This is a genomic window from Pedobacter rhodius, assembly GCF_027213645.1.
In the GTDB taxonomy this organism is placed as follows: Bacteria; Bacteroidota; Bacteroidia; order Sphingobacteriales; family Sphingobacteriaceae; genus Pedobacter; species Pedobacter rhodius.
Genome location: NZ_JAPWGL010000004.1, coordinates 266,874 through 279,409 on the forward strand (window position 1 = coordinate 266,874; position 12,536 = coordinate 279,409).

Annotated in this window: 10 protein-coding genes; 8 read left to right on the plus strand and 2 right to left on the minus strand. The window is 38.2% G+C overall.

From position 1 onward, the window contains the following. The first annotated feature begins 131 nt into the window (after window positions 1–131). From O0931_RS15490 to O0931_RS15505, 4 genes are all read left to right on the plus strand, one after another. Window positions 132–1,097 (plus strand): PDDEXK family nuclease, encoded by a 966-nt coding sequence (locus O0931_RS15490; protein ID WP_115404617.1) that lies wholly within the window; start codon window positions 132–134, stop codon window positions 1,095–1,097. Next, window positions 1,084–1,689, plus strand: coding sequence for a hypothetical protein (locus tag O0931_RS15495; RefSeq protein ID WP_056095155.1), 606 nt, complete (start codon window positions 1,084–1,086; stop codon window positions 1,687–1,689). The genes O0931_RS15490 and O0931_RS15495 overlap by 14 nt, the downstream gene beginning before the upstream one ends. Further along, the gene (locus O0931_RS15500; RefSeq protein ID WP_056095160.1) at window positions 1,667–3,667 is read left to right on the plus strand and encodes an AAA family ATPase; all 2,001 of its coding nucleotides are present in this window, start codon (window positions 1,667–1,669) and stop codon (window positions 3,665–3,667) included. Before O0931_RS15495 ends, O0931_RS15500 begins: the two co-directional genes overlap by 23 nt. Window positions 3,668–4,012: 345 nt before the next feature. After that, window positions 4,013–5,698: a hypothetical protein gene (locus O0931_RS15505; RefSeq protein ID WP_056095163.1), complete on the plus strand. Its 1,686-nt coding sequence runs from the start codon at window positions 4,013–4,015 to the stop codon at window positions 5,696–5,698. 125 nt (window positions 5,699–5,823) lie between these two features. On the opposite strand, the gene O0931_RS15510 is transcribed toward O0931_RS15505, so the two are convergent. Beyond that, a complete protein-coding gene (locus tag O0931_RS15510; protein WP_056095166.1) occupies window positions 5,824–7,884 on the minus strand; it encodes a DUF262 domain-containing protein in 2,061 nt (686 codons plus the stop codon). Between the two features lie 410 nt (window positions 7,885–8,294). Here O0931_RS15510 and O0931_RS15515 point away from each other — a divergent pair, with 410 nt between their 5' ends. Further along, a complete protein-coding gene (locus O0931_RS15515) occupies window positions 8,295–8,465 on the plus strand; it encodes a hypothetical protein (protein WP_157263924.1) in 171 nt (56 codons plus the stop codon). A gap of 357 nt (window positions 8,466–8,822) precedes the next feature. On the opposite strand, the gene O0931_RS15520 is transcribed toward O0931_RS15515, so the two are convergent. Continuing rightward, window positions 8,823–9,629, minus strand: coding sequence for a phospholipase D-like domain-containing protein (locus tag O0931_RS15520; protein WP_056095173.1), 807 nt, complete (start codon window positions 9,627–9,629; stop codon window positions 8,823–8,825). Window positions 9,630–10,161: 532 nt separating this feature from the next. Here O0931_RS15520 and O0931_RS15525 point away from each other — a divergent pair. From O0931_RS15525 to O0931_RS15535, 3 genes are all read left to right on the plus strand, one after another. Then, a complete protein-coding gene (locus tag O0931_RS15525; RefSeq protein ID WP_056095176.1) occupies window positions 10,162–11,253 on the plus strand; it encodes a hypothetical protein in 1,092 nt (363 codons plus the stop codon). Between the two features lie 33 nt (window positions 11,254–11,286). Next, window positions 11,287–12,006: an FRG domain-containing protein gene (locus tag O0931_RS15530; protein ID WP_056095179.1), complete on the plus strand. Its 720-nt coding sequence runs from the start codon at window positions 11,287–11,289 to the stop codon at window positions 12,004–12,006. Window positions 12,007–12,071: 65 nt separating this feature from the next. After that, the gene (locus O0931_RS15535; protein WP_056095182.1) at window positions 12,072–12,536 is read left to right on the plus strand and encodes a hypothetical protein; all 465 of its coding nucleotides are present in this window, start codon (window positions 12,072–12,074) and stop codon (window positions 12,534–12,536) included.

Consider the following 12,536-nt stretch of genomic DNA (forward strand, 5'->3'; position numbering starts at 1 on the left):
AAAACAGTAGGTAAAAGCAGGGTTAAAATGCAATCTGTAAGTTTTAATGAGATAATTTGTTAATATTGAGAATTCTAAGGAAAGGAACTTTTGCTTGGACACGCAACTTAATTAACGACTAACTCAAAAAAATGCCAATTACTGGTGAAGATTTCGAAAAACTTGTGGCGCCTTTCTTCAAAAAGTTGTTTCAAGATATGGGCTTTTTAGTCATTCAGGTAAGAAAACAGACAGCCGGCACTCAAAATGGTTTTGATATCAGTGTTTTGTTTTTAGATGAGAATGAATTGGAGCGAGAATTTTTTATCGAATGTAAATACTATGCTTCCGCCAAGCTGGAATGGTCAGAGATTTTCAGTAAACAGGTACAGCTTGACTCTTCAAACCACGATGCAACAGCATTTATTGCACTTTCTCCGTTGAAAAACCTAAGCAATATTGATCATAACATACAAGCAAAACAAACAAAAGCATTTAAATTCCCTGTTGACTTTTGGACACCCGATAAGGATGTTGAAAAGATGTTTGCATTGGATAAAAAACTATATCAAAAAATATACGACGAGCCCTGTTTACTTGTTTTGGACGAGGAAAAGGAGCTTCAGCGGCTCAAAGTACTTGTCAATTTGTTGATTAGCAAAAAAGATCTGCTTAGACATGCAAATCTAATAAAGATCCCTGATGCCACTTCACCCATTAACGGTGATGAAGAAATGGTGACATCACTTGATATCAAATTAAACGCAATATGCAAGTCAGATGATCAGTATCGGATTATCTATCACAAAGCAAGAGCTGACTATAAAGTATATCTCGAAAGTTTAGTTGATGTACATTCGGAGCTTAGAACCAATATTTTAAATTGGGAGGAAAATATGAGACTAAAGGCATCGCGACTTACGCATAACTTTAAGATGGACGATTCCTACACTCCCCAAAAGTTCTTCAGTGACTTTTTTAATGAAGCGGAAAAGGAAATATTAACCTTTTATGGAGAAAATGAACTAAAGGGAGATAAAGAAAAATTATTATGCGGAATTGTATTTGAGTTAGCAGCACAATGCCCATTAGATTGGAGGAAAAATGGAACTGATTAATCACTTAATACAAAATATTACCGAGAAAGGCTTAACACCAAGCATCAACCTGGATAGACCGCTCTTTGTCCAACCAGAAGACCGTATGGAGTTCCGGGCCGCAAGAATTGCGGTAATTCTTGGTATACTTAACACGAAAAATGGATTAAGTAAAAACGTTATTGCATGTGTTGATTTTCTTCTAAGAAATGAAGCCTTCCAGTCTAAATTCATTTTGGAATACTTCAACGGCAAAAAAAATATTGTTGATAAGATTAAGAAATTCGAGACAACACAACAAGTGGAAATTGACTTCAATATTGTCCAATATAAAAGTGTGCCATGGGACATCAGGTTCAATGATATGTTTATGTATTTATATACCAGAAATCTTTTGGCCTATAAATCTGATAAGGATCAAAAAAATATCAGATTATTTCTAACCGATACTGGTAAAACATATTTTGAAAAAATAAAGGATGCATTTCCTCGTGAACATAATTTTCTTGATCTTTTTGGTACAAGCATAGTTGAAGAAAAACTAATTAAAATAATAACTGAAGTAATACCTAATTCCTATTGGAAACAGAATGCCACGTTTGATAATAAATAAACTAATCTACCATATCCAAACTGATGATGGTAAAAAATATGGTGCTGAAATTCCTTTTCGGGATGGTCTAAATATTATTTTTGGACCTAACTCAGTCGGGAAGACAAGTATTGTAACAGGTATAGTCTATGGGTTGGGAGCCGAAAAAGGTTTAGGTGTTTTTAAATCGATACAAAACCCTTTCAAACCGGAATTCTATAAAGAAATAGATAATAAAAGGGTTGCGAGATCTTATTTGTTATTGGAAATCTCCAATGGTGAGGATGTAGTAACGATTTTTCGATACATAGCTGGCGGAGATAATACAATAGCTGCAATAAAATCTTGTCCTGCTGACCAATTCTATACCAACCCAGAATCGGAAAGGCTAATAGTTGTCGGTGAAGGTGTTTTTTCTGAGAACGGCTTTCAAACATTTCTTTTTAGTTTTTTGGGTCTGCGCCAAGTTGAATTACCAACCTATGATCGTAAACTATCCAAATTATATTTCGAGAATATCTTGCCTTTATTTTTTGTTGAACAAAGGGCGGGATGGTCTCAGATTCAAGCCCGTCAGGTCTTAAGGTATAATATCAAAGACATCAAAAAGGTAGCATTTGAATTTCTTTTTGGAATGGATCGTTTTAAAATTCACATCAGTGAGATACGTTTGAAGGAACTTGATTTAGAGCTTAAAAAAATAATTGAAGAGTTATCTGGAAAAGAGGAAAACCTGTTTGTTATATCTGATGGTGAGAAGTCGGAAGATGTACTTATAGTCAATACCGACTCTATTGGTAAAGCCAGTATAAGCGACTACATTAACTACCTTGACGAGCGTTATAAAGTCGAGGCAAATTTGGTAGAAAGTGCGGCAAATCCAGTTACAGACTTTGAAGATTCCAAAATAAATCTTCGCGAGAAAATAAAGGTTGCGAACTATCAGTTGAGGAAAGCTAACGAGAGGCTAGAAAAAATAAGTCTAGAAATAAATGAATATGAGAAATATTTGGAGCGGATACAGCTGAATAAATATAAAAATAAACAGCTTAAAAAGATTAAGGAGGCTGAAACGGAAATAAATATAACCACATGTCCGGTTTGCGAAGCTAAATTGTTGTCTACTGAGGATGACGAATGCAAATTATGTCATAGTGATTTGAGAAAGAAATTGTCAACCCCTGATCAAAATCTGAAGTTTTTGGAAGATGAGGAAGCTACGTTTAAAAAAGTCATTGAAAAGCGATTGTTGGATAGACGCAAGGTTTTTGAACAAAGGAATAATCTAAAAGATGAAATTTCTGGTTTGGAGAAAGAATTAGATCATCAAATTACGACTTTTGCTGGTAGTGACTTTGCGATTTTAAGGCAAAGAATATTGAATGCCGATTCATTATATAAAGACCTCGAACGTTTCAAACGCGTAAGTGAGCGATGGAATGGACTTACATCATTGCGACAGAAAATCAAAACCGATCAGGCTGCTTTAGATAAACTAAAAGCGGAAGTGGACGCTTATAAGCAAACCGCGGATGACCAGAAAACCATCGATACAATAAAAACATTTCTGCAGGAAAACGTAAAAAGCTTAGGCCTTTTTAAGAAGAATCGTGAACTAATAGCTGCGATTAGACTTGATGCATCGGATAACTATACACCATATCTAGACAATTACGACATTTATAACATCAGTAGTTCAAGTGATAACATTAGAATCATCCTAAGTTATTACTTAGCACTATTACAAACATCTATTGAATTGAAAACTAAAGGGAAGATTATTTTTCCAGACATATTAGTACTTGATGAGCCCAAACAGCAAAACTTAGATAACGATTCCCTGATAGATTGTATAAAAGTTATGGCCGATCTGCCGGTTAATTCTGGTCAGATAATTTTAACGACATATAGTGAATTACCTGAAGATAAACTGAAATTGAGTGAATACATAGTGTACGAGATGCATTCTAAAACAGATTACCTATTAAAACCGATTTAAAAATACCTTGAATTTTTATGGAAGTAAACTTTTAAGTAGCTTAATTTCACCAACGATGACAAATTGATGATTTCGCTTAGTCTGATTAGGTTGTTACGAAAATTTGAGTCAATAAGTTCCGCTCAAATTGACCACCAAAACATATTCATTGATGAGAGATTAAGGCCCCAAATTCTTGGATGTTTAATTCGCTGCGGAATCGCCTGGTTAGTGGCTGATTTCGAATCAATGATACCGAAGTTTCCATCCTCTTCACAAATTATAAGAAGCGTTATCAAATTTCGGAGATTTTTAATATCCACATCGAAAATGGAAATTTGAGACACCAGTAAAAAAACCAACTGTATGCAATTTCTCCATGTAACAGGTTACACCGAGGTGTATCTTGAGCCAATCCCAAAAGACACACTTACTTTTGTATCGGGCTATCCTACGGATACGTTGTTGATAAGGCTCTCGAAGATTAATGCCATGCTATTTCAGCAAATGGACAACCAGATGATCGATCCAGAGATACTCAGAGAAGCAGTCTTTTGCGACGTCCCTGGTTTTGAGCGAGTGACGGAATTCCGCCCCCTATTTACCGATGAAAAAAGATGGTTTGCCGAAGGTCCGATTGGTTTGCTGATTATGGACCTACTCAAGAATTTTAAGATGATCGAGACACTGACTCCTATCGAACCTTTGGAGTTTGCTCGAAACCTTTTCAAGACTATGTTAATCTATAATGATCTTTATTATGGCAGGCCGAAGGGAATTGTTTTTGAATCGCTTGAAGGTTTATTCACCATGGAAACAATGCAGCAGGGGTATCTGAGGGCAAAAGGGGTGATGAAAATTGATACCTTTACCAAGTTTCTCTTCATGAGCAAATTTCTTGATAGCGATGAACTGCTTAAAGAAGAAGCGGACATGTATTGCGAGAAGATGAAGATTGAAAACCCCGGGACTTTTGCTAAGTTTTTCCTTGCCGTACTTGGCTCGGCTATCCATCCTCAAAACTGGGGCAACCACATGTTAGACCTTTCTCATTTTTGGCCGGAAAAATTGATGAGGGAATTTGGGGCAGAACCTATGGAATTAGCTGGTAAGGAAAAGGTTTCACTTAATATGGATGTAGTCACCAAGCCATTTTTATTCCTAAGTCCGAAAAAAATTCTCGTCCTCGACTACAATTTTTTCCAGTATGCACTAGAAAATGGTTTCCTGTACTCTTTGTATCACCATAGCTCTGAGAAACTGAAGAGCAAGTTTAAAACCTACGCAAATTTTAAAGCCTATATCGCGCTGGAATTCTTTGAAAAATACCTTGTCGGTAGTCTGCTCGGTGAAATATTTCATAAAAGGAGTCAACAGCTTATCTCCACTGAGAAGTATCAAGATTTTATCGTCCGTGCTTCGAGCTGTGATGTTTTCGTGTTTGAGGTGAAGATGAACGATCTACATCCCAACACCTTCGAAAATTTGGACTATAAGGAATTTACCAAAGAATTTTTGGACAAGCGTTTCCTTTCAGATAAGATAAATGGCAATAAGGATAAAGGGGTAGGTCAGATTATTAGACAGCTTGGACATCTTTCAGAACCGAATAGCGACCTTCGGAACAAGCTTGGCATCACGCGTTCGGAAAAAATGAACATATATCCTGTAATCATCTGCTCAGAGCACCATATGAATATCGCGGGGGTGAATCACTATCTTAATGAAGGTTTTCAACAAAAGAGCAAGAATCTGAAGGGTAATTTCCAGACCATCAAGCCGCTAACAGTCGTCCATATTGATTTTCTGATCAAGTACTTTGGGCCGCTCAGGCGTAAACCTGCGCTTTTTGCCGAATGGTTGAGCGGTTATCATCGCAGCAGAAAGGGGCTTGAAAAACTCTATGATGAGAAAGGAGGCCCAATAACCTATCTTCTATCCAAAAGGTCACTGTTTGGCTACATGGAAATGAAAAAGAATTTCCCAAGCCCATATAAGGCGACTGTAGACGAGATAGAAAAGTGCTTTGATTTGGAGACACAGGGTGTTTAAAATGCACTGGGCATTCGAGGTCAAACGGTATAAAAACGTTAGCTGCCAATGGTTATGCTCAAATCTATACTTTGCAAATAACGCTTATAGCCGCCATTAACTTAATGAAGCGGTTTGGCATAGGCTTAATCTTGGTTGATGGCATCTTCTCTTCTAACTGGCGGCTCATACTTTTTGCCATCCCTGATTGCGCTGCAGATTGAAGGGTTCGAGAATAGGATGTTTTCGATATCGGAGCTTTGAAGGATAAGGCCCTTGATCTTTGTGGTCATAAATGTTAACATATCCTTTCCCCTTTTACTAATAGTTTCCCTATCCCAGCCTTCACTTATGGCTACATCGATTTCATTATATGATCCGGTTTTGAAACGTTCCCTTTTATCTGACCAGCTCCTGTTACCAAGAGATGAGTTTTTCCCGTTTTTAAGAATAGTAAGATTACCTAGGGTATGCAGCAATACCTTTGTTCCATGATAGGCATGCTCTTCGGTCAGGTTTTCAAAAACCGAACTTACCTGCTGTTGCCAGTTGGCTTCATATTCCTGGGGAATAATATGTTCAATGGTTGTTGAATCAAAATCCGAAAGATCTACCTTGTCATTAGTCTCTTTATAATGATATTTAAGGTGTTCCTCATATTCGAACAGAAAATATTTAAGTGCACCCCAGCGGTGGAAACCCTTCGGTCCGCGCTCGTAGCCATATAACCCATTAAAGTAGTTCACCATATTCGCCGTTAAAACTGGAATGTCCAATTGCTCATTCAAACGGGCCATGACAAGCACTGCTGATAGGTTGCCATTATAGATATCCCTTGCCCAGGTAGCAAAGGAACGCTCATCAATTACCCCAAGCCCCTGAATCCGATTACGGAACATGATGCGCTCGAGCTTGTCCAATGCCTGATCCAGTTTCCCTGGTTCCCATTCAAATGATTTTAGTTGAGTGAGAAAAATCTTCATTTCCTTTCCACCATTTAAAAGTAGTACCTTATTTATCATCGGATGACTAGAGTTATGGATTTCGTACCATTTTGGGGCAAATGCAGAAAGCTTCAAGATATAGTCTTGAATTTTTTCATAACTGACTGGACTTTCCTTGGTATTTTCCTCTCCCGAGTCATATTGTTCGGCACGGTTGGAGAATATTTCAAAGACTTTTTCCTCGGCAAGTTTTTCAGAAAAAACAGCATCCTTAGGTGTCCGGACCAATGATAGATGTGCAGATAGAAAGATGTCCTCATCGAGAATCTGTTCTGGATTTTTAGCCAGCCAGTTGTATATGATGCCCCAGGATCTGTTCACGTCATTCCTTAGCGACTTGCGGTCTTCATCCGCCAATCCCAGTTTTTCGGTCAGGTGCATTAGGCGGTTCTTTAGTTTTTCGAGCGTGGATAAAGGCTTCCCCCTGTTGTTCATCGTTTCGAAAACGGCCTGAACGTCAAGATCCTGCTCAATTTCACGAAAATCAAATTTTAAGGCTGTAGTTACCTTCAAAAAGATAATTTCCCGATCTTGACTGGTAAGCGGTTTGATTCTTTGCTCAAAAAAATCCTTGGCCTGGGATAGATTTTTGCTGTACAAGTTAAATTGACTTTCATCAAACACAGTACCGGAATGCTCGAATATTTTATTCAGAAGATAGGCATAGTTCTTGTCTGATTGGAAATAACAGAAACGGTAAATCCTACTGGCACCACTTCTGTTTGATCTGAATATGTATGCTTTTTCTAGGTCTTCCCTTGTTTCATTACAATATCCTTCCCCTGCATATTTTAAAAGTACTTGAAGCAAAATGCTAATGGTGGTCAACCGTTGCTGTCCATCTACTACGTTATAGAAAGTGAAGCCCGTAAGCCATCTTTCGATTTCCTCTGGTTGAGCAGCCTCTACGTAAATGGTTCCAGTATAATGCGGTCGCAAGCATCCATTAATTTCAGAAATCTCCAGTATATCCTCCCAAAGCTCCCGAAGCTGTTTATGTCCCCAGGCATAACCGCGCTGGTAGTCGGGAATCCTATAAATTTTTTGACCGAATAGATCTGAGAGGTTAATAGCTTTCATCGTGCTTTTAAATTGAAATTTAGAGGCCACAAGGTAACCTTTTCTAGTCTTGCAGTCAATGGCAAACAAGCGTTTTTTGCACAAAAAATGAGACTGATAGCCATTGAATATTTTAGTTTCCATGGCCGTAAATCATTTGGTGTTTTTTTCTCTCGGTGCTTTGGAAGGGTGTAAAACGGCAAAGCTTCGGCTAAAGTACAGATGATATCACACCTATTTTTGCATAGAGGAAAAGTCGAAAATCACTTGTCGTTTATCGATTGGAATGGGTGTTTTACCTTTAACAATTGGCACTGCAATAGTCGCTGGCCCAATTTGTTTTTTATGAATATCAGAATAGAAATTTTAATCAGAAAAGGCATGATGTGCAAAACTTGCGAAGCAGAAACTCAACCGCTTCAAAAGTTTGGTGTATGCAGATATGGCGATTTCAAAGCCCAGATTTGCCTGTCCTTTGGAATATCAAAGATTATTTGTATAATAGGGCGGTCCAACGCCCCTAAAAGGGGGCGCAATAAAAAATTGCGATAGCTATGGACTATAACCAAATCATCAAATTAGTTGCCGTCATCGGCGGGTCTGCAAATGTCGGTATTGCGCTCACACTTATCTATAAGTTTATATTAAGGAAGAGGCCTTTGGAGGAAACAGAAGAATTTGACAGCAAGGGAAGGGTATTGAAACGCCATAAAAAATTCAGGTAACAGGATGCAATCTAATGGACGAAAATTTATTCGTGTCACTTTGCTATGCTAGATTTGGCCTTCGGGGTATTGGTTACCTTCCAAAGCTTGTAATTTATATTGTACATAATCTTGAAGGCCGCGCTTGCTTTTCAATCAATTCCTCCCAGTCGATGCTATGGGCATCCCACTTCAGGCAGAACTGTCCAAGATCTAATGATGGAGGCAGCTGATAATTACTTCCGTTCCATCTTTTCGGTCTTATACTAAAATTTATAAAAAAGCGGGGATGTCTAAAGCAGATAAATATTTGGCGCAATCGTATTTGGATGGCATCAAATATAAATATTACTGAGAATGCAATACCCTTAAATAGTGTCAAGCAAGTTTAAGTTTGATAAAAGTCTCAGCAAAACCTGCTGCAAATTCGTGACTATGGTTCACAGTGACCGTTTCTTTGTTATACTGGGCCTTTACAGTCCAATTGTAAGAGCCATGAACAACAGTCTTCAAATCAATGATACAGAATTTATGATGCATCAGGTTTTTGTATGTGCCTTGAGGTAATTTGTAATAAGCTTCAAAGTGCTGTAGAACTTTTGACTTTAGCTTTGCATTAATATCATCGTCCATTGCTACAATCTGGATATTGACACCAGCAATTTTCTTTGCGTGTAATTCCCTTAATAAATCCAAATCTGTTAGCCACGCGACGGCTACCCAGATCAAAAACTTGGCTTTCCTGATCTCATCTATAATAATTCCTCTGTTTTCCTCAAAATATGCTTCAATTTTTATAGGATCTTGTATAAGCGCACCGCTTATCTTATAGCCACCATTTCCAGCATCTACAAACTCATATCCATCTTCTTTGATAACAACATTTATTGTCTTTACTGCCGCATTAAGGTCTAGACCAGATTCAAGAAAATGGACTTTAGACACAACTGTTTCGAGCAAGGCTTGCATTTCCTTAGTGCCATTAATCTCTTTAAGCTTTTCTACAACATACGCATTTCTGGAAAGAGCATTTGGCATCCCCCCGTTCCCCCATTCATAAACATCCTTAAAGCCAACACTATGGAAAAGCGTGAGTATTTCCGGCCCTGACAATTTAGGGAACGATTCTTTATCGCCAGAAATATAGGTCTTAAGTCTGTCTAGTGTCAGGGGTGATAATTTCATTGTGGAGTTGTCCAATTGATTACGGCTAATCTAGAAATTATTATCATTATTATTCCATCCAGCTTATGGGTATTTATGCTAACTTATTAATTTTAACCAATTACAATATTTGTGGTTAGATTATATCCCGATTTAAAAAAAATCTAGCCATTTTTCCACTTTTATATAGAAAAACAAATAGCTCCAATAAATCGACAGAACAATACGGAATTAGACTACGTGCATCTGGCGGAATAAATAAAAGACTAATCTAATTAAAGATTTCGCTTGGGGTGACCAAGGTCATTATAGGATTTTTGAGTCAATTTGTATCGTTCAAAATTGACCACCTAAATATATCAATTGCTAAGGCATTTAAGAAGTGAAGGTCATTACTTGGGCTGGTCAACTCACTATGGAATCGCTTTATCAATCTTGCCGAAATCTCTGGTAACGGTGATAACGCTCATACGATTATCTCATTCATTGTCTAAGTGTTATTGTGACTATAAATAACCAAAAAAGGGTATATTCATTGTTTTTAAGTATTAGTATGACGGCGGGACAATTAAAAGGAACATTACTAGAATACATCGTAAGAAATTTGATGATAAACTGCGGTTTTGCATCCGTTATACCAGATGGACATTACATCTACCGGCAAGATGGATCAGGGCTGTTTTTCATAAATGGCAAGGGTGCGGCGCATGACGCTGACGTTTTAATGGAACCTCCCATACAGATGCCATTTTCTTACCCATCTAGGCTCTTGTTTGAATGCAAGAGTTACGATAGGAGGATTGGGCTTGATGTAGTTAGAAACGGCCTTGGTCTTCGGTACGACATAAACGAATTTGAAATCGTAACCGATGAGACGATTCAGCGAAGAAAAAACAACAGGCGTGACACCTATGCCATTTCAAGCAGAAAAAGATACCATTACCAGGTCGGCATTGCTTCAGTGGAGGAGTTTAGCCGGCCAGCTTTTGAATTTGCCGCAAACAATAAAATTCCGCTTTTATCGATGCGTTGGTTTTTAAAAAACTCCACTTGTGACCTATTCCATAGGATAAACGACACCTACCTTCACGACATGTCCGTAGAAACCAGGGGGCTTTTATATAAATTTCTGAAAGATAAAACCCCCGATTCAAAAACTTCCAGTTTATACGATGATTTGTTTGAATATCTTCTTACTGATAATATATCGGGTCAGATTTTAAGGGATTTTGAGGAGGTAATCAATAATTGCGTTGTTGGGCTATTGGAGACCGGGGACCTGCTTTTTTTGTTTGCTAATGAAAGAGGTGTTGGCAATCTCTTTCGGGAGCAAGGCCAGGGGGGTAATATGGAAGCGAGGTTACATTATTATGCTGATGACGTGACCAAATGGACATTGGCAATTAACAATTACCGCAGTCAGGTATCGCGTCCAATCGAACTTGAATTCAATGTCCCGATAGGCTTGCTATACCAATGGCGTGATTTTAACTATGATAAATATGCTGGATATACAATGAAAGGTGCGTTTTTTTCCAGGATCTTTATTTTCTCGCAACGAGCCAGCAGCTATGGCTTGCCTTTTACAGTTGTTAATTTAGATAGCGAATGGCTTGAAGAATTAAGGTCCAGAGGAGAACAATAACTATTCACACTAAAACACTTTATACAAATCTCAATGACAAGCAAAATCGAAAGCCTTGAAGAATATATAAGCTTAATTTCAGGCACCTATTCTTGTGGGCACCACGTTTTTAGAGGGGTAAGCAATGCGCAGCATAAACTTATTCCATCTGTCGGCCGTAATCCGCATTATTCAGACAGAGACGAAATAGAACTTTTTGAGCAGTTTAAGCGTAGGGCACATTCAACGGTTGTAAGTCAGCTCAAAAATGACTGGGACTGGCTGGCGGTTGCACAACACCATGGCTTGCCTACCCGCCTTTTGGATTGGACTTCCAGTCCTCTGGTCGCCTTATATTTTGCAACAAAGCCAAGGATAGTCAATTACGCTATTGAACCCTGTTCTCCGAATGGTGGCTGTGTAAGCGTACTGCATTTTTGCAATTACATTGATACCAAAGGGCATGAAAACCCTTTTCAATATCCAACAGTTGGTGTCTTCCAACCACCACACATTGCCACAAGAATTACAGGACAGGCGGGTTTATTTACTATTCAGCCAAGCCCGAATGAAGAGCTGACTTTTGTGAAAGACAAAACCCTGCCAGATGAAATAGAACGGATAGAATTTGACCAATCTGCGGCAGCGCATATCCAAGGACAACTATTTAAAATGGGCATCAGGGAAGATATGCTGTTCCCTGACCTCGACGGTTACGCCAACGGTATAAGGATTAACGAGATACTTGGTGCACACCATTACAAACAGTGTTAGATTTAAAATTTTAGTACCTTTAGAAACGCTGATGACCTTTTATATTATTAGACCTTTACCCTAAAATGAGCGAGACAACCCCAACCGTCAATATTTATTTTGATAGCCCTAAAACTTTTGACGCGGGTAATATCCTTTCATTGAACGGCATTACAGGCCTGTACTTTATTTTTAGTTCTTCTATTCAGATTCAATATCCCTTTGATCCTTCCAGGCTGCTTTACATTGGCATGAGCGAAAAGAAAACCAACAGTATAGGAAGCAGGCTGAATGGTCACTTTGGCGGTAAATCAAAAAACGTCGGTTTGGTGAGTTACAGAAAAGTTGAACCGCTTTGGTTTACCTACATCAATTTCGAAATGCTTAAAAGTATCTGGGCTTTTCGCGTTGAGGATTTGGAAAGCTATTTCATTTTAAATTTTGTGGAGCATTTTGGCATATATCCGATTTGCAATAATAAGACAGGTCTGGATGTGATGAGTAACAATATCGCAACCCATTTCAAGATCGACTGGAACTATTTTAAATAA

What these genes read in the sequence shown, in the direction of transcription:
- O0931_RS15520 (WP_056095173.1), bottom strand. Translation starts at nt 9,629, where the DNA reads ATGAAATTATCACCCCTGACACTAGACAGACTTAAGACCTATATTTCT.
- O0931_RS15490 (WP_115404617.1), top strand. Translation starts at nt 132, where the DNA reads ATGCCAATTACTGGTGAAGATTTCGAAAAACTTGTGGCGCCTTTCTTC.
- O0931_RS15495 (WP_056095155.1), top strand. Translation starts at nt 1,084, where the DNA reads ATGGAACTGATTAATCACTTAATACAAAATATTACCGAGAAAGGCTTA.
- O0931_RS15530 (WP_056095179.1), top strand. Translation starts at nt 11,287, where the DNA reads ATGACAAGCAAAATCGAAAGCCTTGAAGAATATATAAGCTTAATTTCA.
- O0931_RS15505 (WP_056095163.1), top strand. Translation starts at nt 4,013, where the DNA reads ATGCAATTTCTCCATGTAACAGGTTACACCGAGGTGTATCTTGAGCCA.
- O0931_RS15510 (WP_056095166.1), bottom strand. Translation starts at nt 7,884, where the DNA reads ATGGAAACTAAAATATTCAATGGCTATCAGTCTCATTTTTTGTGCAAA.
- O0931_RS15515 (WP_157263924.1), top strand. Translation starts at nt 8,295, where the DNA reads ATGGACTATAACCAAATCATCAAATTAGTTGCCGTCATCGGCGGGTCT.
- O0931_RS15500 (WP_056095160.1), top strand. Translation starts at nt 1,667, where the DNA reads ATGCCACGTTTGATAATAAATAAACTAATCTACCATATCCAAACTGAT.
- O0931_RS15535 (WP_056095182.1), top strand. Translation starts at nt 12,072, where the DNA reads ATGAGCGAGACAACCCCAACCGTCAATATTTATTTTGATAGCCCTAAA.
- O0931_RS15525 (WP_056095176.1), top strand. Translation starts at nt 10,162, where the DNA reads ATGACGGCGGGACAATTAAAAGGAACATTACTAGAATACATCGTAAGA.